Genomic DNA, 23,138 nt, shown 5'->3' on the forward strand with positions numbered 1-23,138 from the left:
GTGCCACGTCTATGGTCCCATGCCGCTCCGGGTGCGAGTGGGGGTCATCCCCGATGCGGCCCGTGGCGCGCTGTGGTGCCCTCGAAGTATGAGCAATTCACTGACCCAAATCCTCGACAAGACGTTCGGCCATCCCAGGGGACTGCTCGGCCGGTTCGGTGGCCTGGCGATGGCGCACGGCAACGCTGCCACCGAACTCCGCATCGTCGAACTGGCGTCGATCGAATCCGGCGAAACCGTCCTGGTCGTGGGGCCCGGACCTGGCGTCGGCCTGCAGGCCGTGGCCGGACGCGCGCGCCGCGCGATCGGCGTCGAGCCGTCCCCGGAGATGCTCGCCCGCTCCCGCCGCCGATGCGGCGACAAGGTGGAGCTGCGGAGCGGCGCCGCGGACTCCACGGGTGAGCCGGACGAGAGCGTCGACGTGGTCCTGACGGTCAACAACGTGCAGCTGTGGGAAGACCGGGCGGCCGGGTTTACCGAGCTGTTCCGCGTACTGCGGCCCGGCGGCAGGCTGCTGCTGTCGTCGCACGAGAAGTGGCTGCCGGTGTCCCGGCACGAACTGGCCGACGAGGCAGCGGCCGCCGGCTTCACCGACCTGCAGACCTGGACCTGGGATCCGCCGGGCTTCGGCGCCTCACTCGCCGCTCAGCTGCGCGCGGTCAAACCCAGGGCCTAACGCGGGTCGGTACGCAGCGGATGCTCACGCGGCACCTCGACCAGCACGATCCTGGTGCCGTCCGGATCGGCGATCCACGCTTCGTCCAGGCCCCACGGTTCACGACGCGCTCCGCGAACCGGGTCCACGCCCTTCGCGGCGAGCTCCTCAAGCGCCGCGGGCAGGTCCCGGACCTGGAGCCACAGGGCGACGTCGGGAGTCGGGCCGGTCTTCCCGGTACCGACGATCTCGATCGACCCGTTCCCGGCGAAGAACACGGTCCCGCCGGGGAACTCCTTGTCGATCGCGAGCCCCAGGGTGTCCCGATAGAACGCCGTCGACACGTCGAGGTCCTTCGGATGGATCAGCACCCTGCTGCTCAGCACGTTCATGGCTCACATCCCTACCTGATGGGTTCAAGCCATCGCAATCGCGGTGATGCCTACCAGCACGACACCGGACCCGACCAGCCTGCGGACGGCGTTCGCCTCTCCCAGGACCAGCCAGGCGGCCAGGCCGCCCAGGACGATGCTCAGCTCCCTGGCAGGTGCGACGAGGCTCACCGGGGCGACCTGGAGCGCGTAGAGGACCAGCAGGTAGGCGACAGGTGAGAGCAGGCCGACGATGAGGACTTCGCGCTTGTGCTCACGCCAGAGCCACAAGACCTCTTCACGGTCCTTCAGCGCGTAAGGCGCCATGAGCAGGCTCTGCACGATCGCGCCGGTTCCGAAGTAGACGATCGGAGGGACGCCGAGACCGGTGACCGAATGTGCGTCCCACAGGGTGTAGGCGGCGATCGTGAGCCCGGTCAGCAGTCCGTACGCGACGCCTTTGCGTCGTGCCGCATGGTCAGCGGCGTCAGCCTGCGCCGGTGCCCGCCCGGTGCCGATGACCAGCACTCCGGCGACCACGAGGAACGCACCCACCAGGCCGAGTAACCCCGGCCGCTCGCCGAGCAGCACGACGGCCGCGAACACCGAGATCAGCGGTCCGGTCCCACGAGCGACGGGATACACGACGGACAGATCACCGACGGCGTATCCCCGCTGGAGGACGACCCCGTAAGTGACGTGGAACACCGCCGTGACCGCGGCGGCGAACAGCCAGCTCCACTGTGGACGTTGCGGCTCCACGGCCAGCGAAACCGCCATGACGGGAAGGAGCAGGACCGCGGAGAGGGTGTAGTAGGCCCAGACGAATCGGGCCCCGCCGCGGCGGATCCGCTTGGCGGCCAGGTTCCAGCCCGCGTGGATGACGGCGGCGACGATGACGAAAGACAGGGCGGTGACGTTCACGACGGACCTTTCACGTTTTCCGCGCATGCGGAAAACACCGGTCCTCCAGGCTTTTGTCCCGTCAGATGAACGGCGGCGCTTCCGGCGCCGCCGATGGTGCCGCTCGGACCTGTCCCACCTGCCCTGATTGTGTGGTTCGCTGAACGGGCAGGTGGCGGAACCCTAGGCACTACGATCTGCACCGTACCTCAATCGCCCGCCCGGAGGCGGCCGCGATCCGTCACGGGGCGGCTGTTAGGCTGGCCATTCACCGCTGTGTGGCATTCCGTCATGGAGGAAACCCGCGCCGCTTTCACGAGCGCGCAGGGCCGGTCACAGCGCGGCGGTGAAACCACCGAGAGATTCAAGAGGAGCGCCCCCGTGGCCAACATCAAGTCGCAGATCAAGCGCATCACCACCAACGAGAAGGCGCGTCAGCGCAACCAGGCGATCCGGTCCTCGGTGAAGACCGCGATCCGCAAGTTCCGCGAGGCCGCCGACGCCGGCGACAAGGCCAAGGCCATCGAGCTGCAGAAGGACGCGGCCAAGAAGCTGGACAAGGCCGTGACCAAGGGCGTTCTCCACGCCAACCAGGCCGCCAACAAGAAGTCCGCGCTGGCGAAGCGCGCGAACTCTCTCTGATCGGCTTTCGAAGGGCCCCGGTGACTCGCGTCACCGGGGCCTTTCGCTGTGTTCAGCGACTTGTGCCGTGGGCGTCGACGACTTCCAGGACAGCGCGCTCCAGCGCGTACTCCGGGTTGGCCGCGGCACCCTTGACCTCGGCGTTGAGCCGGGCGACGATCCGCATCGCGGTGGCGAGGCCGTCCTGCCCCCAGCCACGAGCCTGCCCTTGCGCCTTGCGGACCTTCCACGGCGGCATCCCCAGCTCGCCCGCCATCTGGTTCGGGTTCCCGCGACCAGCTCCCGACACCCGCGCGATCGTCCGGACGGCGTCGGCGAGGGCATCCGCGACCAGCACGTGCGGAACACCCAGCTGCATCGCCCAGCGCAGCGACTCCAGCGCCGCCGTCTTGTCGCCGGCGACGGCTTTCTCGGCGACGGCGAACCCGTTCACGTCCGCACGGCCTCGGTGGTAGCGCCGGACGGCCTGCTCGTCGACCGTTCCACCGGCGTCCGCGACGAGCTGGGTCGCGGCCGACGAAAGCTCGCGCAGATCCGAGCCGACGGCGTCGATCAGGGCGAGCACGGCCGCACCGTCGATCTTCCCGCCGACCCGGCGGACCTCGTTACGGACAAAGGATTCGCGCTCCGCGGGTTTGGTCAGTTTCGGGCACTCGACGACCTCCGCCCCTGCCTTCTTCAAGGCCGCGGGAAGCGCCTTCGCGGCCTTGCTCCGGCCGCCTCCGCTGTGCACGACGACGAGCACGATGCCCTCGGCGGGTGCCTTGACGTAGGCCATCACCCCGTCGGAGAGCTCCTGCGAGATGTCGTGCGCCGATTCGAGGACGATCACCCTGCCCTCGGCGAACAGTGAAGGGCTGACCATCTCCGCGAGTGCGGGGACTGTGAGGTCCGACACCCGGATCCGGGTCAGATCCGCCGTCGGATCGGCCGCTTTGGCCGCGTCCGAGGCGCTGCGGATCGCGCGTTCGATCAGCAGCTCTTCCTCACCGAGAACCAGGACCAGCGGCGATGGGGCGGAAGCTTGCGTCGTCACGGAGAGGATCCTCCCACTCCTCCTCTCGTGTGCTTTGTCCGGTGATGTGTTCCGGGCACTGTGGCCCCACCTGAGCCTCATGTCGTACGGTGTTGGCGAGGCGACGCGATCATGTGCGTGCCGACAATCGAATACCGCTCATCCAGAGGGGCAGAGGGAACGGCCCGATGAAGCCCCGGCAACCGGCGTCAGCCTGTCATCCCGCGATCGCGGGATAGCTGACGAACACGGTGCCAATTCCGGCCCGCCATGGCGGGGCAGATGAGGAAAGGACCTCGCGATGACCGCAACCCTCGGCACGACCTCCACCACCAAGACCCCGGATCTCGGACCGGCCGTCGAACTGGTGTCGAAGGAAGAGGGACACCGGCAGCCGCTCGCCCCCGAATTCGTTTCCGCCGAGGACTTCTCGCCGCTCGAGGTCGCCTACGACTTCGGCCGCGTGCGTCGCGAGGACATCGAATCCGGGCCGAACAACATCTGGCGCTACAAGAAGCTCCTTCCCGTTCCGTCGAACGTCGAAGAAATCCCCAACACCGAACCCGGCGCCACCCGGCTCGTCCAAGCCGACAGGCTCGCGAAAGCCTTGGGTGTCAAGAAGGTCTGGGTCAAGGACGACACCGGCAACCCCACTCACTCGTTCAAGGACCGCGTGGTCGCCGTCGCACTGGCCGCCGCCCGTGAGTTCGGGTTCGACGTGCTCGCCTGTCCGTCGACCGGCAACCTGGCCAACGCCGTCGCCGCCGCGGCGGCCCGCGCCGGCTGGCGGTCGGTCGTGCTGATCCCGAAGACCCTCGAGCGCGCCAAGATCCTCACCACCGCCGTGTACGACGGCGACCTGATCGCGGTCGACGGCAACTACGACGACGTGAACCGGCTCGCCACCCAGCTCGCCGCCGAGCAGGAGAGCTGGGCGTTCGTCAACGTGAACGTCCGGCCCTACTACTCGGAAGGCTCCAAGACGCTGGCCTTCGAGGTCGCCGAGCAGCTCGGCTGGCGGCTTCCCTCGCAGATCGTGGTGCCGATCGCCTCCGGTTCCCAGCTCACCAAGGTGGACAAGGGTTTCCGCGAGTTCGGACAGCTCGGCCTCGTCGACGAGACGCCGTACAAGGTGTTCGGCGCGCAGGCCACGGGCTGCTCCCCCGTCTCGGCGGCCTTCCGCGCGGGCCACGACGTCGTCCAGCCGGTCAAGCCGGACACGATCGCCCGGTCGCTGGCGATCGGGAACCCGGCGGACGGCCCCTACGTCCTGGACGTGGTCAACCGCACCGGCGGCGCGATCGAAGACGTCACCGACGAAGAGGTCGTCGAAGGCATCCGGCTGCTCGCCCGCACCGAGGGCATCTTCACCGAGACCGCCGGCGGGGTCACCGTCGCAACGGCCAAGAAGCTCATCGAGGCAGGCAAACTCAACCCGGACGAGGAGATCGTCCTGCTGATCACCGGCGACGGTCTCAAGACCCTCGACGCCGTCGAGGACAAGGTCGGCCCGAAGGCCACCGTCAGCGCCTCGGCAGACGCGGTCCGCGAGGCTCTCGGCATCTGAGTTCCCGCCGGCCCGCCTCAAGAACGAGGCGGGCCGCGGGGCTCACCCCGGCGCACCAGGGAGAGTCCTCGCGCGTCGGCGACGACAGCGGTGTCGCCATCCGTGTCCGTTCTGGCCACGGAAGCACCGACCGCCGTCAGATTGTCCAAAGTGGACTTGTTCGGATGGCCGTAAGTGTTTCCGGCGCCGACACTCACCAGCGCGAGCCGCGGCGCGACGGCGTTGAGGAAGTCCGGTGCGGTGTAGCGGCTTCCGTGGTGCGGGACCTTCAAGATCTCGGCACGCAGATCGGCGCCCTCGGCCATCAGGTCGGCCTGCGCGGCGAGTTCGACATCGCCGGTCAGCAGCACCCGGCCCGCCGGGGTTCCGGCGCGCAGGACGACGGACCCGTTGTTGATCACCGTGCCGTCCTGTTCACGGGCCGATCGCCGGGTGACATAACGCGGCCCCAATACATCCAGCGACAGCCCCGGCCAGTCCAGCCGTTGCCCGATCCCCAGTTCCAGCAAGGGAATCCCGCGACGTGCGGTCTCGTCCGCGATCTGCTGCCATGCCCACGCGGGAGCACGACCCGGACCGACGGCGACCGCCCCGACCGACCTGCCCTCGAAGACGGATTCGAGACCGCCGATGTGGTCGGCGTGCAGATGACTCAGCACGATCAGCGGAACCCGGTCCACGCCGAGCCTGCTCAGGCATTCGTCGACCGGCCCAGGTTCCGGCCCGGTGTCGACCAGGACCGCCCTTCCCGGCTCGCCCGTCGCGAGAACGACGGCATCGCCCTGTCCGACGTCGCAGGCGACGGCACTCCACGACGCCGGTGGCCATGCCGGAGCCAGCACGCGGACCGGCACGAAAACGAGCAGCCCGCCAGCCAGCGCAACAGCCAGCAGGATCCTGGCGTGCCGCAGCCGGATGGCGACGAGCAGCACCACGAGCAGGCCGGCCGCCAGAAGCCCGCCCCACCAGCCACCCGGCCAGTCCACGACCGCTCCCGGCGCACGGGCGCCGTGGCGGGCCACGGTGATGAGCCAGCTCGCCTCGGGTTCGGTCAGGCGGACCAGCAGCCTGCCCGCCGACGGCCACCAGGGCCCGACGACGGTCGCGAGGACACCGAACACGGTGGCCGGGGCGACCACCGGCGCGGCGAGCACGTTGGTCACCACCGAGACGAGACTGATCGATCCCGCCATGCCTGCGATGATCGGTGCCGTCATCACGAACGCGGCCAGCGGGATGGCCAGCCCCTCGGCGTAGCCGGCCGGAACTCCGCGTCCGACCAGCCACTCTGCCCACCGCGGCGCCAGCAGCACGAGCCCTGCCGTGGCCAGCACCGAAAGGGCGAACCCGAAGTCGGCGGCCATCGCGGGATCTACCACGACGAGCCCCGACACCGCGAACGCCAGCGCCGGCAGCGCCGAACCCCGGCGTCCCATGGCCAGCGCCAGCAGCCCGACCGCCCCCATCACCCCGGCGCGGAGCACGCTGGGCGCGGGTCCGGCGAGGACCACGAACCCGGCGAGCCCCGCGGCGGCCGCGGCGGCGGACGTCCGCGGCCCGACCCGGAGCGCTTTCAACAGGAGAAGGATCGAGCCGCAGACGATCGCCACGTTCCCACCGCTCACGGCCATCAGGTGGGACATGCCGGAGTCCGTGAACTCGTGCTCGACCCTCGGGGACAGCGTGCTCGTGTCCCCCACGACCAGTCCGGGCACAAGACCGGCCTGCTCCTCCGGGAGGACGGAGCACAGGCCCCGGAGCCCGGTGCGCAGCGATTCCGCGGCTCGCTGCCACCAGGGCGCCGGTGCGAGGACAGACGGCGGACCTCGCACCGAGAGGACCGCGACCGTCAGTTCGCCCCCCTTCGCCGGTGCCAGCCGTCCGGAGGCGGTGACCTGCTGCCCAGGCAGCAGGTCCGTCCACCCTTCGGCGGGAGCGAGCAGGAGGATCCGGCCGTCCGAATCAACCACCCGCTCATCCGTCTCCGCGGTGTCCACCGTCGCGGCGATGACCACCAGGCGGATGCCCGCCCGGCGATCGGCGTATCCGGCGCCGCGGACCGGACGTGGCCGCTCGGTGACCACCGCCCTCGTGGTGACTTCGCTCCCCCGTGCGGCGGCGGCACGGAGGTCGTCGTGTTCGGCGGCCCGGATCCTCAGCGCCACCGGACCGGCGGTGAGCACACCGAGGATCGCGAGCGCGCCCAGGCCCGTCACCCACCGGGACGCCGTCCGGCGGGCGCGGACACCGGTGATGATCGCGAGCACCACGGCGGCCGCACCGCAGAGCATCGCGATCCACCAGCCGACGAGCAGCCCGGAAAGAGTGCCGAGCCAGGCCGTCGCCGCGGCCGGTATCAGCCGCAGGTCCTGCCCTCGCCACGACGTGGTGTCCACTTCGGACGGATCGGCGGACGGGTTCATCCGACGGACACCATTTCCCGGACCTTCTTGAATTTGGATTCGCCGATCCCTTCTACGTCACGGAGTTGCTCGACCGTGGTGAACCCGCCGTGCCCGGACCGCCAGTCGACGATGCGTTTGGCCATCACTTCGCCGACCCCTGGCAGAGTGTCGAGTTGTTCGGCCGTGGCCGTGTTCAGGTCGAGCTTCCCCGGCGGTGTTCCTGGTCCGGCCGCGGCCGGACCAGGAACACCCACGGCCACCTGCTCGCCGTCGGTGAGCCGCCGGGCCAGGTTCAGCCCGGTCAGATCCGTTCCGGGCGGTGCCCCACCGGCCGCCGTGAGGGCATCGGCGACCCGTGCGCCCGGAGGGATCGTGACCAGGCCGGGTTTGAGCACCCTGCCGACGACGCTGATCACCAGAGGCGCCTTGGCCGCCGCGGCGGGGACGTCTCCGGCGGCCTTCGCCGACGGCAAGGGCGGCGGGGTCTCCGCCCCTGGCCGGTGTCCGAACAAAGCGATCGCGCCGGTCACGATCACGGCCGCCGCGATCAGCACGGCCACCACGACGAACCACCGCCTGTTCACCGGGACCCCGTCCGCCGTGAACCGGGCGGGCACCCAGCGGCGTACGAGCCTGCCCACGGGCGGGCCCTGGGTGGGTGGCGACAGCTGCGCGGCCAGCCACGCCAGCCTGGCGTTGACGGAGGGACCCGATGGACGGGCGGTTTGGTCGAACACGTGAACGACGCTACGGAGCGGGGATGGCGGGCGGGAGTGGTGAATTCCGAGGCTGTGGACAAGTGGGGTGTTGTGGACAACTCGGTCCCGGCCGAGACCGGATCACCGGTTTTCGTCGGAGCCGTATGGGACGCTGCCGGGTTTCCCTAGCCCGCCCGCTGGATCACGACGCCGAGCACACCGGGGCCGGTGTGGGCCCCGATGACGGCGCCGATCTCCGAGACGACACACCCCTCCGGGCAGGTGATGGACTCCTCCAGCCGGTTGGCCAGTTCGACGGCACGCTCCGGTGAGGCCAGGTGGTGAACGGCGATGTCGGCGAGGCCACCTTCGGCCGCCTTCACGGCGAGTTCGACCAGCCGCGCCACCGCGCGGTTCATCGTCCGCACCTTCTCCAGCGGCTGGATCCTGCCTTCGGACATGTGGAGCACCGGTTTCACCGCGAGCGCCGTGCCGAGCAGAGCCGCCGCCGGGCCGATCCGCCCGCCGCGGCGCAGGTATTCGAGGGTCTCGACGGCGAACAAGGTCTCCGAGCGGCTCACCGCGTCGACCGCCGCGGCCTCCACCTCGGCCGGATCGGCCCCGTCCGCGGCGGCGCTCGCCGCTCGCAGGGCGGCGAAGCCCAGTCCCATGGCGGTGCTGCGGGAATCGACCACGCGCACCTTGTCCGGCCCGACCTCCTGGGCCGCGAGCACGGCCGCCTCCCACGTCCCGGACAACTCACGGGACAGATGGACCGACACCACGGCGTCCGCGCCCTCGGCCAGCGCCGCCCGGAACTCCTTGACGAACTCGGCGGGCGTCGGCCGGGAAGTCGTCACCAGTCTGCGTTTGCCGAGCGCTTCGGCCAGGGCCGCGGGACCCATTTCGACGCCGTCGAGGAAGACGACGCCGTCCACGAGGACGTGCAACGGGACCACCCGGATCCCGTTCCGTTCGGCGAAGCCTTCCGGCAGGTGGGCGGTGGAATCCGTGACTACGGCGACCGACACGGCAGCCAGCCTACGTTGCCGCGGGGCGCAGCACCGGGGCCATCAGGCGGGCCATTTCCACGCCAACGGAGGCATGGCCTTCCCAGCCCCAGTGCATCCCGTCCGGATTGCCCCGGCCGCTCAGCACGTGGTCACCGACGACGGCTCCGAGATCCAGCAGCGGGACATCCGCGCGTCGCCCCCATGCGGCGACGGCGGCGACGGCCCCGGCCCGTGCGGTGTGCACGCGGCCGTAGGCCTCGGACCGGTGAACGGACGGCAGGATGCCGAAGATCGGCAGTTCCGGCCGCAATACCCGCAGAGCTCCGACAGCTGTTTCGAGGTAGTGGACGGTCAGCTTCGACGGCAAGACCACCGGACGCCCGCGAAGGGCGATCGCGAGCCTCGGCTGAGCGGCGAGATACGTCTTGCGCACCACCCGCCGCAGCGGGTCGGGACGCAGGTAGCGCAGGCCGGTGCGCAGATAGGTGGGCAGCGGCGACGGCAGGGTGTCCATGCTTCCGACGGCCAGGACGACGGCGTCGGCGTGGTGGAGATCGGCCCAGACACGCGGGTCCCCGATCAGCGACCACCAGGCGTCACGGGCGGTCCAGCCGAATCCGGCGACGAGGTCCACCCCGCCACCGCCGAGCGCCTCGGCGGCGATGTTGGGCCACAGGCGCGCGTCGTCGGCGGCGAGCGGACCGTCCGGGCCGTGGAAACTGAGGGAATCGCCGAACACCAGCAGGCGCGGGGCCATGGATCAGCCGGTGATTCCCGCGTTGTAGGCGGCCAGACGCCAGTTTCCGTCACGCCGGGTCAGCTCGACCCAGTGGCAGTTCGCGATCCCGCCCAGCGTCGGCCAGGACGTGACCGGCAGGCCGAGCAGTTTCGCGGTCAGCGCGATGATCAGACCGCCGTGCGTCGCCAGCAGCACGGCATCACCGGCGTCGGAGTTGGGCTGGTCCAGGTCCGCGACGACCTCCAGGGCACGTTCGGCGACGTCCACCCGCGACTCACCGCCGGGCGGCGCCCAGGTCGCGTCGACGCGCCAGCGCGCGCGTTCACCGGGGTACGCCTCATCGACCTGCTGGCCGGTGAAACCCTGCCATTCACCCAGATGGGTTTCCCGAAGGCGCTTGTCGATCCGCAGCGGGACACCGATGGCCTCCGTGAGCACGGTGGCCGTGTCGGTCGCGCGGCGCAGATCCGAGGCGATCACCAGATCCGGTGAGAACCGGGCGAGCGCCGGTACGGCGAACCTGGCCTGGTTCCAGCCGACCGGCGTCAACGCGGAGTCCAGATGCCCCTGCATCCGGCCCGCCGCGTTGTAGTCGGTCTCGCCGTGGCGCCAGAGCACCAGCCGCCGCGGGCTCACGAGGCGCCTTGCGCGTCGGCGGGGTCCTCCTCGGCGGGTGTCTCCAAACCGGCGACCTCGATCCGCGGGCAGTCCTTCCAGAGCCGCTCGAGACCATAGAAGGAGCGTTCCTCCTGGTGCTGGACGTGGATGACGACGTCGACGTAGTCCAGCAGGACCCAGCGGCCCTCCCTGGCGCCTTCACGGCGGACCGGCTTGTGCCCGCCGAGCCGCAGCTGCTCCTCGACGTTGTCGACGATGGCGCCGACCTGGCGCTCGTTGGGCGCGGACGCGATCACGAAGGCGTCGGTGATGACAAGCTGGTCGGACACGTCCAGCACGACCACGTCGCTCGCCTTCTTGTCCGCCGCCGCATGGGCGGCCGCTACGGCCAGCTCTCGTGCCTCGGACGTGGCTGTCACAGTTCTCCTCAAACAGATGGCTTTACTCGCGGGTGCGCCCGACGAGGGTACCCGGTCAGGCACCCCGGTCTTTGCGATAGAGGTCCTTTTTGGCGATGTAGCGCACCACACCATCGGGAACGAGGTACCAGACGGGTTCCCCGCCCTCGACCCGCTCGCGGCAGGCGGTGGACGAGATCGCCATCGCGGTCACCTCCACCAGGCTCACCTTCCCACTGGGCAGATGCTGGGAATTGAGGCGGTAGCCGGGCCTGGTGACGCCGATGAAATGCGCCAGGTCGAACAGCTCGTCGGCGTTGCGCCAGGTGAGGATCTGTTCGAGTGCGTCCGCGCCGGTGATGAAGAACAGCTGGTCGTCCGGGTACTCCGCGCGTAGATCGCGCAGGGTGTCGACGGTGTAGGTCTGCCCGACGCGGTCGATGTCGACGCGGCTGACCGAGAACACGGGGTTGGACGCCGTCGCGATCACCGTCATCAGGTAGCGGTCCTCGGCGCGGGTGACCACCCTGTCGGACTTCTGCCACGGCTGGCCGGTGGGCACGAAGATGACCTCGTCGAGTGCGAACCGGGACTGGACCTCACTGGCCGCGACGAGGTGCCCATGGTGAATGGGGTCGAACGTGCCGCCCATGACCCCGATCCTGCGTGGTGACATGGGTCGTGAGCCTATACAGCGCGGATGGCTTCACGCTCGGGTCGCCGAACCCACCGATCAGTGGTGATCTGGATCACATTACGCTCCGTTCCATGGATGAACGGTCCGTTCACGACATGCCGATCGCGACTTCGTCGGTGGCATGGGGTAGAGGTGGGGACGTGGACACATCGACTCTCCGGGACCGCGCCGAGACACTCCTCCAGTCTTTGGCGGGCGAAGGCGCCCGGCTGCGCGAAGACCAGTGGACGGCCATCGAGGCCCTGGTCGCGCACCGCCGACGCGCGCTCGTCGTGCAGCGCACCGGGTGGGGGAAGTCCGCGGTGTACTTCCTGGCAACCGCGCTGCTGCGGGAACGCGGCGAGGGCCCGACCGTGATCATCTCGCCGCTGCTGGCGCTGATGCGCAACCAGATCTCCGCGGCGGCGAGGGCGGGTATCCACGCGGCGACGATGAACTCCGCGAACCCTCAGGAGTGGGATCAGGTCCAGGCCGCGATCGCGGCGGGCGAGGTCGACGTCCTCCTGGTCAGCCCGGAGCGGCTGAACAACCCGGACTTCCGCGACACCGTGCTGCCGAAGCTGACCGCGAGCGCCGGCCTGCTCGTGGTCGACGAGGCCCACTGCATCTCGGACTGGGGTCACGACTTCCGGCCGGACTACCGGCGGCTGCGGACCCTGCTGAAGGATCTGCCCGAGGGTGTTCCCGTGCTCGCCACCACCGCGACCGCGAACGACCGGGTGGCCACGGACGTCGCCGAGCAGCTCGGCATCGGCAACGGCGGCGACACCCTCGTCCTGCGCGGCACGCTGGACCGCGAAAGCCTCTATCTGTCGGTGGCGAAGCTGCCGACGTCGCAGGCCAGGCTCGCGTGGCTGGCCGAGCGCCTGGAGGAACTCCCCGGATCGGGGATCATCTACACGCTCACCGTCGCGGCCGCGCACGATGTGGCGGGCCTGCTGACCGAACGCGGCTATCCGGTCGCCGCCTACACCGGGAAGACCGACCCGGCGGACCGGCAGGCGGCCGAAGACGACCTGCTGAACAACAACGTCAAGGCACTGGTGGCCACTTCGGCGCTGGGCATGGGGTTCGACAAGCCGGACCTGGGTTTCGTCGTCCACCTCGGCGCCCCGTCCTCCCCCATCGCGTACTACCAGCAGGTCGGCCGTGCCGGCCGTGGTGTCGATCGCGCCGAAGTGATCCTGTTGCCGGGCCACGAGGACAAGGACATCTGGGCGTACTTCGGCTCGCTGGCGTTCCCGGACGAACTGCGGGTGACCCAGGTGCTCAACGCGCTGGCGTACGCGGACCGTCCACTGTCGACACCCGCTCTGGAACCGTTCGTCGAGCTGTCCCGCTCCCGGCTGGAGATGGTCCTCAAGGTGCTGGACGTCGACGGTGCCGTCCGCCGGGTGAAGGGCGGCTGGGAAGGCACCGGCGAAGAGTGGCAGTACGACAAGGAACGCTACGCGCGAGTGAGCGCGGCACGCACCAACGAGCAGAACGCTATGCTCTCGTACCTCGAAACCACCGGCTGCCGGATGGAGTATCTGCGAAAGCAGCTGGACGATCCCGAAGCGACGCCCTGCGGACGGTGCGACAACTGCACCGGAAAGCACTGGGACACCACGATTTCCGACGACGTCGTCGACGCCACCCGGCAGCGGCTGCGCCGTCCCGGTGTCGAGGTCGCGCCGCGGAAGATGTGGCCGACCGGGATGGCCGGGCTGGAGGTCCCGCTCTCCGGGCGGCTTCCGGCGGGCGAACAGGCCGAAACCGGCCAGGTCGTCGGCCGAGTGACCGACGTCGGCTGGGGCACGCGGCTGCGCGAGCTCGTCGGCCCGTCCGCGGCGGACACCGAACTCCCCGATCCGGTCTTCCAAGCCTGTATCGAGGTCCTCAAGGGCTGGCAGTGGACCGAACGTCCGGTCGCGGTGGTGGAAGTGCCGTCCGCCACCCGGCCTCAGCTGGTCCACAGCCTGGCGGCGAAACTCGCCTCGATCGGGCGGCTGGAATATCTGGGCGCCATCGCCTCGGCGGGGCCGCCTCCGCGTCAGGCGAACAGTGCGCAACGTCTGGCCGATCTGTGGAAACGCCTCAGCCTGCCCGACGAATTCGCCGACAGGGTCGCCACGGCCGAGGGCCCGATCCTGCTGGTCGACGACCTGATCGACACCGGATGGACGATGACGCTGTCCGCGCGCCTGCTGCGCCAGGCCGGTGCCCGCGCCGTGCTGCCGTTCGCTCTGGCCAGCACCTCGTAGGCCGGATCGTCCCGGTATCCGCCAGGTTCTTTCCTGCTTGAAGACTTTCTGGCAAGGTTCCGTCCACGCGCGAGCACGGAGGTACCGATGGCGGAGTCAACGACCGAGCGGCTAGGGCATCGGCTCCCGGTGAAGAAGCTGTTCGCCGCCAGTGTCGGGAACGCGCTGGAATGGTTCGACTGGACCATCTACGCCACCTTCAGCATCTACTTCGCCAGCGAGTTCTTCCCGAAGGGCAACGAAGCCCTGGCCTTGATCAACACCTTCGCCACGTACGCGCTGGCGTTCTTCTTCCGGCCGCTCGGCGGGATGTTGCTCGGCCGCTTCGCCGACGTCAGGGGCCGGAAGCCGGCGATGATCCTGACCATCGTGCTGATGGCGGGCGGTTCGGTGGCCATCGGCCTCCTGCCGACGTTCGACCAGGTCGGCTGGCTGGCCCCGATCCTGTTGCTGCTGGCGAGGGTGGCACAGGGGTTGTCGCTCGGCGGCGAAGTCTCCAACGCTTCGGCGTACTTGGGCGAGATCGCGCCGCCCACCCGCCGTGGGCGGTACTCCGCGTTCTTCTACATCTCGACGGGCTCCGCCGTCCTTCTCGCTTCGATCCTCGGGTTCGTGCTCGCACGGACGATGTCCAAAGCGGACCTGACGGCTTACGGCTGGCGGATCCCGTTCCTGCTCGGCGGCGTTCTCGGCATCATCGGGCTGTGGCTCCGGCGCAGTCTCGCCGAAACCGAGATCTTCGAAGAGAAGAAGTCGACCGCGCGCCGGGTCGAGCGGCCGCTGCGCACCACCCTTCGCGAGCACCCTCGCGCTGTCGCGCAGCTCGTGGGTTTCTCGATGCTGTCAACCCTTTGCTACTACACGTTCTTCAGCGCGATGACCTCGTTCGCGGTCAAAACCCGCAAGGCCGACGACGTCGACGTGTTCCTCGCGTTGTCGATCGCGACGGCGTTGTTCGTCGCGCTCCAGTACCCGATGGGAGCGCTGTCGGACCGTTTCGGCCGCAAACCCCAGCTGCTCGTCTGGTCGGCGGCGACCGCGATCCTCATCGTCCCGCTGTCCACTTTGGTCAGGCCGGGACTGCCTGGGCTGCTGGTCGTGTTCTGCGTCGGACTCTGCCTGTACACGGCGATGACGTCGATCGCGCCCGCGATCATGAGCGAGCTGTTCCCCACCGAACTGCGCGGTCTGGGCATCGGCGCCTGGTACAACCTGACCGTCGCCCTGTTCGGCGGCACCGCTCCCCTCGTGCTCACCGCGCTGTCCGACTCCGGGCTGTCGACGCTGTTCTTCTGGTACGTGGCCGTCGGCGCGGCGATCGCGTTCTTCGTGATCCGGACCCTGCCGGAGACCAAAGGCAGTGACCTGCGCTGAAAACTCCGTCGCCGATGACGTGACGAGGTGGCTACCCTCGCGTTCCTACGACGAGCGCGAAGGAGGGGCACCGTGTTGTTCGGCGATGTGAGCGAGGAATTGGCACGACGCGTGGTGGACGCCCTTCGCCAGGTCACCGATATCGAGCCGCCCCCCACCCTGGTGCGGATCTCCTCGCGGAGCGGGGTCGACTATCAATGCGATCTCGCGATGAGCCTGGGCAAACGGCTCGGCAAGCCGCCGAGGGAGATCGCCGCCGCCATCGCGGCACGGCTCGACATCGCCGACATCGCCGAACCACCGGAGATCGCCGGGCCGGGCTTCCTCAACTTCACGCTGCGCTCGTCCTGGCTGGAAGAGCGGGTGACCGCGCTCAACGATGATCCACGGCTGGGTGCCGCGGTGACATCGCGGCCGCGGCGGATCGCCATCGACTACAGCAGCCCGAACGTGGCGAAGGAAATGCACGCCGGGCACCTCCGGTCCACCGTCATCGGTGACGCGATCACACGGCTGCTGCGGTTCGCCGGGCACGACGTGATCCCGCACAACCATCTCGGTGACTGGGGTACGCCGTTCGGCATGCTGATCGAGCATCTCCTCGATGAACGCCCTTCGGGTCCGTACACGATCCGAGATCTCAACGGCTTCTATCGGGCGGCCCGGTCGAAGTTCGACGCCAACGAGGGCTTCGCGACGCGGTCGAGGGAGCGTGTGGTGCTCCTTCAGAGCGGTGACGAAGAGACCTTGTCGTTGTGGCGGCATCTGGTCGACGAGTCGGCACGACATTTCGCCCTGGTCTACGAACTCCTCGGGATCGGCCTGTCGAGTGAGGACGTCTACGGCGAGAGCTTCTACAACCCGTTCCTCGCCGCGGTCGTGGACGACCTGACCGCCGCCGGGCTGACCGAGATCAGTGACGGCGCGGTCTGCGTCTTCCCTGACGGTTTCCGCAACCGGGAAGGCGAGCCGCTGCCGCTCATCGTGCGCAAGCGGGACGGCGGCTACGGCTACGCGGCCACCGATCTCGCGACCCTGCGGTACTGGACGGAACAACGCGAGGTCACCGATCTGCTCTACGTCGTCGGAGCGCCGCAAGCACAGCATTTCGCGATGCTGTTCGCCGTGTGCCGTGCCGCGGGCTGGCTCGGCGAGGAGCACTGTGCCGAGCACATCGGGTTCGGCACAGTGCTCGGTGAAGACGGGCGCGCCATGAAGACCAGGGCGGGTGAATCGGTCCGCCTTTCCGATCTGCTCGCCGAGGCGATTTCCCACGCTGCCGACGTGCTCGCCAGCCGGGGAGACCTCTCCCCCGAGGTGCGGGAAGAAGTCGCCAGGGCGATCGGGATCGGCGCGATCAAGTACGCCGATCTTTCCGGCGACCGCGAACGCGACTACGTCTTCTCCTGGGAACGGATGCTTTCCAAGAACGGGAACACCTCGGTCTACCTGCAGTACGCGAACGCGCGAATCCGTTCCGTCCTGGCGAAGGCGGACCAGGACCTCGCAGGTGCGCGGGTGCTGCTCGGCCATCCCACGGAACGGGCACTGGCGCTCGCCCTTGCCCGCTTCCCCGAGGCGGTCGGCGCGGCGATCGCCGGATATCTCCCCCACAAGCTGTGCACTTACCTCTACGACACCGCTGTCGTGTTCTCGCGGTTCTACGAACAGTGCCCGGTGCTGGACGCGGAAGGCCCCGGCGTCCGCGGCTCGCGGCTGCTGCTGGCCGAACTCACCGCGAAGACGCTGTCGCTGGGGTTGTCCCTTCTGGGCATCTCCACTCCGGCCAGGCTATGAGTCGCCTTGGTCGCTGAAGACCTTGCGCTTCAACGGAGGAACCGCCTGGAAGAAGCGGAACATCCCCCGTGCCATCGTGCGGCCGGCACGGTTCTCCGACACGAACTGGCGGGCACTGCGTTCCGAGTCCCGCACCGCGGCGAAACCGTAGTCCCGCATTCGCTGCTCGTAGTCGGCGACCGCGGGACGCACCGCGCCGGTCTTCCGCGCCTCGACGAGGTTGCGGCACAACAGCCGCGCGTCCCGGAGCGCGGTGTTCGCGCCGATGCCGCGGAACGGTGTCATGCTGTGGATCGCGTCACCGAGCAGGGTGATGTTGCTCGTCGGCCAGGGCTCGACGGGCTTCGAGGTGAAGATCGGCAGCCGGGTCACCGAACCCGGTGGCGAGCAGGCGACCAGTTCCTTGAACGCGGGATCCCAGCCGTCGATCAGATCCAGCACCAGGTCCTGCAGGGCTTTACCGTCCAATGAGGACACATCGGCAGGGTAGCGCCGGTTGTCCGCCGCGAAAGCCCACATGATGTAACTCGAGGTGTTGTCGAACAGGACGGGGTCGTAATCGGCGGTCTCGTCGTTCACCGACAGGGCACCGTCCAGCTCGTGCGGCGCGCTGAACAGTCCCGCACCGGTCCGCGGCATCACCATGCTCGGGCCGTCGGTGAGCCGGGAGGGTAACCGTTCGCGGGTCTCCTCGGTCAGCGGATGCTTGCCCGCGATCGCGATGATCCCGGTGTCCACCCGCCCGGCCTCGGGCAGGAACTGCTTGCGCACACGGGAATTGGCACCGTCTGCGCCGACGACCAGGTCGGCCTCGACGGTGCTGCCGTCCGTGAACTCACAGACGACCACCTCGCCCTCCCGACGGTAACCGACGAACTCCTTGCCGTGGTGCAGAACGCCTTCGAGCCCGTCCGACAGCACTTGATGCAGGCTGATCCGGCTGACCGAATGATGGCTCGACGCGGGATCGGGGCTCGACGTGAGTTCGGTGTCGATCACCATCAGGTCACGCAAGCGCTCGGTCACGAAGGTGAACGGGCCGCTCGTGGTGCCGGTGGTGGCCAGAAACCGTTGCCAGAGCTCGGGTGGCAGACATTCGTGCAGCGCGGCCGAGCCGTGCGGGTTGATGTGCACGCGATAGCCCTGCAGGCGTTCGGTCCGGGTGCGGCTGCGCTCGTGGACGGACACGTCGATCCCCGCCTTGCGCAGCCCTTGCGCCAAGCAGAGCCCGCCCGTTCCACCGCCGATGATCGCGATTCTCGTGGCCATGAGGCCTCCTCTCTCCGCCCACCACTATCAACCAGATAGATAATAAAGTCAACCAAGTGTTTGAAAATGTCAGTGACTAAGGTGACCCCATGTCCGAAGCCGCCCCGCGCAGCCCCCGCCGTGCCCCCGCCGAACGCCAGCGCGATCCCGAGCGCACCAAGGCACAGCTCCTGGAGGCGGCGAAGGCCGAGTTCGGCGCGAAGGGCTACGCGGCGGCGCGTGTCAGCGAGATCGCCGCGAGAGCGGGCGTGAACAAACAACTGATCTCGTACTACTTCGGCGGCAAGGAAGGGCTGTACAACTCGCTGACCGCGACGATGTACGACGACTACGCCGCGGCTTCCGACCACGACAAGCCGTTCGGGGAGGCGGTCCGGTTCTTCGTCCAGTCAGGGATCCGGGACCACGATCTCGCCAAGCTGTTCCTCTGGGAGAACCTGACCGACGGCGCCCCCGACGCGATCGGCGTCGAAGGCCAGCGCGGATTCCTCCAGCGGCAGGTGGAGTACGTCCGGGCCCGCCAGGCCGCCGGCGACTTCCCAGCCGACCTGGATCCGGCGTTCCTGCTGGTGATCTTCATGGCCGCGTCCAGTGCCGCGCTGGCATTTCCCCGCGTCATCAGGGCCGTCTCGGGCCAGGATCCCCATTCGGCCGAGTTCGCCGAGGCCTACGGTGACCAACTGGCCCGCCTCGTCGACCACCTCGCCGATCCGGGGAAGCGATAGCAAAGGTCCCCCGCTACCGCTTGAACCTTTCGGGCCCCCTCCGGACTAGAGAGTGCAGGAAAGAAAAGGGGTGCCGGTGGGACAAACGGGAGACACCGACTTCAGCGAGTACTTCGAGGCCCGCGTTCAGCGGTTCCGGCGGCTGGCGTTCGGCATGTGCGGTGACTGGCACAGCGCCGAAGACCTGGTGCAGACCACGTTCATCCAGTTGTACCGACGCTGGCGCAAGGTGCGGCCGGATACCGTCGACGCCTACGCGCGCCGGATCCTGCTGAACGCGTTCCTCACCGGGCGGCGCAAACGCGGCAAGGAACTGGTGACGTCGTCGCCGCCCGAACGGGCCGCGCCACCGGGTCACGACAGTCATGAGCGGATCGACCTGGAACGGGTACTGAGCGACTTGACGCCGCGCCAGCGCGCGATGGTCGTTCTTAGCTTCCTCGAAGACCTCTCGGTCACTGAAGTGGCTTCGCTGCTCGGTGTCGCCGAAGGGACTGTCAAAAGCCAGACGGCCCGCGGGGTCGAGGCGCTGCGCACCGCCCTGCCCTCCCCGACGAGCAAGGAGTAGTCATGGACGACCTCGATGTCCGCTCCGCACTGACGGAGTACGTGACGGAAGGCGAACCGCCCATCGGGCTCACCGGCGAGGACGTGCTCGCCGCGGGCCGACGGTCACGGCGACGCCGTCTCTCGGCCGGTGTCGCGGGTGCCGCGTTCACCGTGGTGGCGATCCTCGGAGTCACCTTCGCGGTGACCGCACCGCAACCACCACCACCGCCGCCACTACAGCCCGCCGAGCCTGTCGCGGGAGACCACTGTGAAACAAGAAGGCCTGGTGAGACCGAGGAGCAGGTGATCACACGGTTGAGCTGCGTTGTCGGGACCGCAGTACGTTCCAGGGTCGCATCGGGGGCCCGGATCGAAAACCTCCCGCCGCTCGGCGCGAGCCCGCCGTCCGACCCGTTTCGCCTGACGGCCAAGCGCAACGAAGAGAACGGCGAGGTGGGCACGACCTACTACGTGAACGTCCGCGTGAGTGACGGCCGCGGCGCGGGCTCGATTCACATCAGCGTAGTTCCGCCCATCTACCACCTGATGACGAGTTGCGATGACCTGACCGTTCCCAAGACGGCTTCGTGCTCAACACACCGGCTTCCCGGCGGCCCTCTGCGAGAGACGGCCGACCGCAATGCCGAGGGGCTGATCGTTCTCACGGCAAGGATCAGCAGACCGGCCGGAATCATCGAGGTCACGGCCGAAAACACCGGTGTCGTGGCGACCGGTGACGGTGTCTACCGGCCGGCGCAACGCGCCGAGCCACCGCTGACCCCGGTTCAGCTCCAGGAAATCGTGGCCGACCCCGGTCTGGTGCCCTAACGACGAAGCGGGACGAGGTCGTCCGCGTGGACGACCTCGCGCCGCTGTTCCGCGGGGAGGTCGTGGCTGGAGCGGCCGATGAGGTCGGGCAACTCGGTCGAGTCGAAGGCCACGACACCCCGCGCTACGGGCCGCTGCCGGAGGTCGACCAAGTCGACGACGTCGCCCGCCTGGAAGTCGCCGTCTACGCCGGTGACGCCGGCGGCGAGCAATGAGCGGCGGCGGCGGACGACGGCCGCGACCGCGCCGTCGTCGAGGTGCAGCTTCCCGGACGCGCCCGCGGCATAGCCCAGCCAGAACCGGCGGGCCGACAGGCGGTGGTCCGCCGCGACGAACGCGGTGCCGACCTCGGCGGTGGTGAGAGCGCGTGCGGCCTCGGACGCGGCGGCGAGGAGGACCGGGATCCCGGCGCCCGCGGCGGTGCGGGCCGCCGCGAGTTTGGAGACCATGCCGCCGGTACCGAGCCCGGAGCTCGACATGCCGACGGTGATGCCGTCCACATCGGACTCTCCGGCGACCTCGGCGATCTTGCGAGTCGCGCCGTCACGGGGATCTCCGTCGTACAGACCGTCCACATCGGACAGAAGAACGAGCGCGTCGGCGCCGATCAGATGGGCCACCAGTGCGGCCAGCCGGTCGTTGTCGCCGAAGCGGATCTCTTCGGTGGCCACAGTGTCGTTCTCGTTGACCACGGGAACCGCGCCGAGGGCCAGCAGCCGGGTGAAAGTGTTCTGGGCGTTGCGGTAGTGCGCACGGCGCACGACGTCGTCCGACGTCAGCAGAACCTGGCCGACAGTCAGGGAAAACCGGCCGAACGACTCGGCGTAGGCGTGGGCCAGCGCGAGCTGGCCGACACTGGCCGCGGCTTGCTGGGTGGCGAGGTCACGGGGTCGTTTGCCGAGCGAGAGCGGCGCGAGGCCCGCGCCGATCGCGCCCGAGGACACCAGGACGATCTGCGTGCCGCGAGAGACCCTCTCGGCGATCGCGTCCACCAGCGCGTCCAGCCTGGCCACGTCGAGACCGTCGCCGGCCGTGGTCAGGGCGGAGGAACCGACCTTGACGACCATCCGTTTCGCGTCGGCGATCGCACCACGGGCAAGGCTCACTCGTCGTCCATCCCGTCTTCGACGCCGTCCGGGCCGTCACGGCGGATCCGGCGGGCTTCCTTGCGCTCGGAGGCGCCGATCCGGCTGTTGTTCTCCAGCCGTACATCCGTACCGCGGCCCGACATGTGCACCGCGACCCCGGCCGGGGTCGACGGCTCCCATTCGAACTGGACGTCGCCGATGGTGACCGGGCTCCCCGGTACGGCGCCCTTGCGGGCCAGCGCTTCCTCGACGCCGAGCCGCTGCAACCGGTCCGCGAGGTAGCCGACGGCCTCGTCGTTGCCGAAGGTCGTCTGGCGGATCCATCGCTCCGGACGGACACCGCGCACGATGAAGGCGCCTTCCTCCTCCGGGTCGATCTCGACGGTGAAGCCCGCGTCGTTGACGGCGACCGGCCGCAGCACGACCTTCTCCGGCTCCGGTTCCGGCTGCTCGGCGCGGTACTTCTCGACCACGGCGGCGAGCGCGTAGGTCAGTTCCTTCAGCCCCTGGCGGGACGCCGTGGAGATCTCGAACACGCTGAGCCCGCGGGCTTCCAGTTCCGGGCGAACGAACTCGGCGAGTTCGGCGGCGTCCGGGACATCGATCTTGTTGAGCACCACCACGCGCGGCCGATCGGCGAGGTCGCCACCCAGGCTCGGGGTGTAGCGGGCCAGTTCCTCTTCGAGAGCGTCCATATCGGACAGTGGGTCGCGTCCCGGCTCGAAGGTGGCGCAGTCGATGACGTGCACCAGCACCGCGCACCGCTCGATATGGCGCAGGAAGTCCAGGCCGAGGCCCTTGCCCTCACTCGCGCCAGGGATCAGGCCGGGCACGTCGGCCATGGTGAACACGGTCGATCCGGCGGTGATCACGCCCAGGTTCGGCACCAGGGTGGTGAACGGGTAGTCGGCGATCTTCGGCTTGGCCGCGGACAGCACCGAGATCAGCGACGACTTGCCCGCGGACGGGAAGCCGAGCAGGCCGACGTCGGCGACCGAACGCAGTTCCAGGACGAGGTTGCGGCTCTCCCCCGGCTCACCCAGCAGCGCGAACCCTGGGGCCTTGCGCGTGCTGGAGGCCAGGGACGCGTTACCGAGGCCCCCGCGGCCGCCCTGCGCGGCGACGAAGGTGGCACCGGAGCCGACCAGGTCCGCCAGGATCTCGCCGTCCTCGGTCATCACGACGGTGCCGGACGGGACGCGCATCTCCAGCGTGTCGCCCGCCGCTCCGGAGCGGTTGCCGCCCTGGCCCATCTTGCCGCTGCCGGCGCGGGCGTGCGGGCGAAAGTGGAAGTCGAGCAGGGTGTGCACGTTGGGGTCGACGATCAGCAGGACGTCGCCGCCGTTGCCGCCGTTGCCGCCGTCCGGGCCGCCGAGGGGTTTGAACTTCTCGCGGTGCACCGAGGCGCAGCCGTTCCCACCGTCACCGGCGGTCAGGTGGATCACCGCGCGGTCCACGAAACGGGACGCCATGACTTGCCTCTATTCACTCGCGAGAAGGGATACACACAAAACAAACGAGGGGTGGACCCGGATATTCCG

At 69.1% G+C, this 23,138-nt stretch carries 22 protein-coding genes and 1 riboswitch; of the genes, 9 read left to right on the forward strand and 13 right to left on the reverse strand.

The genetic code is table 11. The features are described 5' to 3' along the window. Window positions 1-88: 88 nt before the first annotated feature. The gene (locus tag AMYAL_RS0101005; RefSeq protein WP_020629438.1) at window positions 89-676 is read left to right on the forward strand and encodes a class I SAM-dependent methyltransferase; all 588 of its coding nucleotides are present in this window, start codon (window positions 89-91) and stop codon (window positions 674-676) included. On the opposite strand, the gene AMYAL_RS0101010 is transcribed toward AMYAL_RS0101005, so the two are convergent. Then, window positions 673-1,047: a VOC family protein gene (locus AMYAL_RS0101010; RefSeq protein WP_020629439.1), complete on the reverse strand. Its 375-nt coding sequence runs from the start codon at window positions 1,045-1,047 to the stop codon at window positions 673-675. The two genes, AMYAL_RS0101005 and AMYAL_RS0101010, sit on opposite strands and share 4 nt — an antisense overlap. 24 nt (window positions 1,048-1,071) lie before the next feature. Then, a complete protein-coding gene (locus tag AMYAL_RS0101015; RefSeq protein WP_020629440.1) occupies window positions 1,072-1,977 on the reverse strand; it encodes an EamA family transporter in 906 nt (301 codons plus the stop codon). Between the two features lie 333 nt (window positions 1,978-2,310). Here AMYAL_RS0101015 and rpsT point away from each other — a divergent pair, with 333 nt between their 5' ends. Continuing rightward, window positions 2,311-2,571, forward strand: coding sequence for a 30S ribosomal protein S20 (rpsT, locus tag AMYAL_RS0101020; RefSeq protein ID WP_026466629.1), 261 nt, complete (start codon window positions 2,311-2,313; stop codon window positions 2,569-2,571). Window positions 2,572-2,623: 52 nt separating this feature from the next. Here rpsT and holA read toward each other — a convergent pair whose 3' ends face one another. Next, window positions 2,624-3,607 (reverse strand): DNA polymerase III subunit delta, encoded by a 984-nt coding sequence (gene holA, locus AMYAL_RS0101025; protein WP_020629442.1) that lies wholly within the window; start codon window positions 3,605-3,607, stop codon window positions 2,624-2,626. Window positions 3,608-3,742: 135 nt separating this feature from the next. After that, window positions 3,743-3,875, forward strand: a riboswitch (SAM riboswitch). Window positions 3,876-3,887: 12 nt separating this feature from the next. Between holA and thrC the strand changes: the two genes are divergently transcribed. Then, on the forward strand, window positions 3,888-5,153 hold the full coding sequence (gene thrC / locus AMYAL_RS0101030) for a threonine synthase (protein ID WP_020629443.1): 1,266 nt from the start codon (window positions 3,888-3,890) through the stop codon (window positions 5,151-5,153). Window positions 5,154-5,170: 17 nt separating this feature from the next. Here the strand turns inward: thrC and AMYAL_RS0101035 are convergent, their stop codons facing one another. The 7 genes from AMYAL_RS0101035 to nadD all read right to left on the reverse strand — a co-directional run bounded on the left by AMYAL_RS0101035 (window position 5,171) and on the right by nadD (window position 11,700). Further along, entirely contained in the window at window positions 5,171-7,576 is a 2,406-nt protein-coding gene (locus AMYAL_RS0101035; protein ID WP_020629444.1) for a ComEC/Rec2 family competence protein, read from the reverse strand. Continuing rightward, window positions 7,573-8,295 carry a ComEA family DNA-binding protein gene (locus AMYAL_RS0101040; protein ID WP_020629445.1) on the reverse strand — a complete coding sequence of 241 codons (723 nt, stop codon included), beginning with the start codon at window positions 8,293-8,295 and terminating at the stop codon, window positions 7,573-7,575. The genes AMYAL_RS0101035 and AMYAL_RS0101040 overlap by 4 nt, the downstream gene beginning before the upstream one ends. Before the next feature lie 146 nt (window positions 8,296-8,441). Further along, window positions 8,442-9,287, reverse strand: a complete 846-nt coding sequence (locus tag AMYAL_RS0101045) for a DegV family protein (protein ID WP_020629446.1) — start codon at window positions 9,285-9,287, stop codon at window positions 8,442-8,444. A gap of 10 nt (window positions 9,288-9,297) precedes the next feature. Next, on the reverse strand, window positions 9,298-10,026 hold the full coding sequence (gene octT, locus AMYAL_RS0101050; protein WP_020629447.1) for a diglucosylglycerate octanoyltransferase: 729 nt from the start codon (window positions 10,024-10,026) through the stop codon (window positions 9,298-9,300). Between the two features lie 3 nt (window positions 10,027-10,029). After that, window positions 10,030-10,644 carry a histidine phosphatase family protein gene (locus AMYAL_RS0101055; protein ID WP_005158578.1) on the reverse strand — a complete coding sequence of 205 codons (615 nt, stop codon included), beginning with the start codon at window positions 10,642-10,644 and terminating at the stop codon, window positions 10,030-10,032. Beyond that, complete coding sequence (gene rsfS / locus AMYAL_RS0101060; RefSeq protein WP_016332398.1) at window positions 10,641-11,045, reverse strand: ribosome silencing factor; 405 nt, start codon at window positions 11,043-11,045, stop codon at window positions 10,641-10,643. The genes AMYAL_RS0101055 and rsfS overlap by 4 nt, the downstream gene beginning before the upstream one ends. A 55-nt stretch (window positions 11,046-11,100) precedes the next feature. Beyond that, window positions 11,101-11,700: a nicotinate-nucleotide adenylyltransferase gene (gene nadD, locus AMYAL_RS0101065; RefSeq protein ID WP_077241496.1), complete on the reverse strand. Its 600-nt coding sequence runs from the start codon at window positions 11,698-11,700 to the stop codon at window positions 11,101-11,103. Window positions 11,701-11,861: 161 nt separating this feature from the next. Between nadD and AMYAL_RS0101070 the strand changes: the two genes are divergently transcribed. The 3 genes from AMYAL_RS0101070 (at window position 11,862) to argS (ending at window position 17,138) form a co-directional block, all read left to right on the forward strand. Then, the gene (locus tag AMYAL_RS0101070; protein ID WP_020629448.1) at window positions 11,862-13,967 is read left to right on the forward strand and encodes a RecQ family ATP-dependent DNA helicase; all 2,106 of its coding nucleotides are present in this window, start codon (window positions 11,862-11,864) and stop codon (window positions 13,965-13,967) included. An 87-nt stretch (window positions 13,968-14,054) separates the two neighbouring features. Next, on the forward strand, window positions 14,055-15,341 hold the full coding sequence (locus AMYAL_RS0101075) for an MFS transporter (protein WP_020629449.1): 1,287 nt from the start codon (window positions 14,055-14,057) through the stop codon (window positions 15,339-15,341). 72 nt (window positions 15,342-15,413) lie between these two features. Next, window positions 15,414-17,138 (forward strand): arginine--tRNA ligase, encoded by a 1,725-nt coding sequence (argS, locus tag AMYAL_RS0101080; protein WP_026466631.1) that lies wholly within the window; start codon window positions 15,414-15,416, stop codon window positions 17,136-17,138. Here argS and AMYAL_RS0101085 read toward each other — a convergent pair. Beyond that, window positions 17,133-18,407, reverse strand: coding sequence for an FAD-dependent oxidoreductase (locus AMYAL_RS0101085; protein ID WP_020629451.1), 1,275 nt, complete (start codon window positions 18,405-18,407; stop codon window positions 17,133-17,135). The genes argS and AMYAL_RS0101085 overlap by 6 nt on opposite strands. A gap of 89 nt (window positions 18,408-18,496) precedes the next feature. On the opposite strand from AMYAL_RS0101085, the gene AMYAL_RS0101090 reads away from it, so the two are divergent. The 3 genes from AMYAL_RS0101090 to AMYAL_RS0101100 all read left to right on the forward strand — a co-directional run bounded on the left by AMYAL_RS0101090 (window position 18,497) and on the right by AMYAL_RS0101100 (window position 20,509). Beyond that, window positions 18,497-19,132 (forward strand): TetR/AcrR family transcriptional regulator, encoded by a 636-nt coding sequence (locus AMYAL_RS0101090; RefSeq protein ID WP_020629452.1) that lies wholly within the window; start codon window positions 18,497-18,499, stop codon window positions 19,130-19,132. A 76-nt stretch (window positions 19,133-19,208) separates the two neighbouring features. Then, a complete protein-coding gene (locus AMYAL_RS0101095) occupies window positions 19,209-19,700 on the forward strand; it encodes a SigE family RNA polymerase sigma factor (RefSeq protein ID WP_026466632.1) in 492 nt (163 codons plus the stop codon). A 2-nt stretch (window positions 19,701-19,702) separates the two neighbouring features. Next, window positions 19,703-20,509 (forward strand): hypothetical protein, encoded by an 807-nt coding sequence (locus AMYAL_RS0101100; RefSeq protein ID WP_020629454.1) that lies wholly within the window; start codon window positions 19,703-19,705, stop codon window positions 20,507-20,509. Here AMYAL_RS0101100 and proB read toward each other — a convergent pair. Continuing rightward, on the reverse strand, window positions 20,506-21,615 hold the full coding sequence (gene proB, locus AMYAL_RS0101105) for a glutamate 5-kinase (protein ID WP_020629455.1): 1,110 nt from the start codon (window positions 21,613-21,615) through the stop codon (window positions 20,506-20,508). The two genes, AMYAL_RS0101100 and proB, sit on opposite strands and share 4 nt — an antisense overlap. Beyond that, on the reverse strand, window positions 21,612-23,069 hold the full coding sequence (gene obgE, locus AMYAL_RS0101110; protein ID WP_020629456.1) for a GTPase ObgE: 1,458 nt from the start codon (window positions 23,067-23,069) through the stop codon (window positions 21,612-21,614). Before obgE ends, proB begins: the two co-directional genes overlap by 4 nt. Window positions 23,070-23,138 lie beyond the last annotated feature (69 nt).

The organism is Amycolatopsis alba DSM 44262 (genome assembly GCF_000384215.1).
Classification (GTDB): Bacteria; Actinomycetota; Actinomycetes; order Mycobacteriales; family Pseudonocardiaceae; genus Amycolatopsis; species Amycolatopsis alba.

What these genes read in the sequence shown, in the direction of transcription:
- AMYAL_RS0101075 (WP_020629449.1), top strand. Translation starts at nt 14,055, where the DNA reads ATGGCGGAGTCAACGACCGAGCGGCTAGGGCATCGGCTCCCGGTGAAG.
- octT (WP_020629447.1), bottom strand. Translation starts at nt 10,026, where the DNA reads ATGGCCCCGCGCCTGCTGGTGTTCGGCGATTCCCTCAGTTTCCACGGC.
- AMYAL_RS0101090 (WP_020629452.1), top strand. Translation starts at nt 18,497, where the DNA reads ATGTCCGAAGCCGCCCCGCGCAGCCCCCGCCGTGCCCCCGCCGAACGC.
- nadD (WP_077241496.1), bottom strand. Translation starts at nt 11,700, where the DNA reads ATGTCACCACGCAGGATCGGGGTCATGGGCGGCACGTTCGACCCCATT.
- AMYAL_RS0101005 (WP_020629438.1), top strand. Translation starts at nt 89, where the DNA reads ATGAGCAATTCACTGACCCAAATCCTCGACAAGACGTTCGGCCATCCC.
- AMYAL_RS0101015 (WP_020629440.1), bottom strand. Translation starts at nt 1,977, where the DNA reads ATGCGCGGAAAACGTGAAAGGTCCGTCGTGAACGTCACCGCCCTGTCT.
- obgE (WP_020629456.1), bottom strand. Translation starts at nt 23,069, where the DNA reads ATGGCGTCCCGTTTCGTGGACCGCGCGGTGATCCACCTGACCGCCGGT.
- AMYAL_RS0101100 (WP_020629454.1), top strand. Translation starts at nt 19,703, where the DNA reads ATGGACGACCTCGATGTCCGCTCCGCACTGACGGAGTACGTGACGGAA.
- thrC (WP_020629443.1), top strand. Translation starts at nt 3,888, where the DNA reads ATGACCGCAACCCTCGGCACGACCTCCACCACCAAGACCCCGGATCTC.
- AMYAL_RS0101035 (WP_020629444.1), bottom strand. Translation starts at nt 7,576, where the DNA reads ATGAACCCGTCCGCCGATCCGTCCGAAGTGGACACCACGTCGTGGCGA.
- AMYAL_RS0101085 (WP_020629451.1), bottom strand. Translation starts at nt 18,407, where the DNA reads ATGGCCACGAGAATCGCGATCATCGGCGGTGGAACGGGCGGGCTCTGC.
- AMYAL_RS0101010 (WP_020629439.1), bottom strand. Translation starts at nt 1,047, where the DNA reads ATGAACGTGCTGAGCAGCAGGGTGCTGATCCATCCGAAGGACCTCGAC.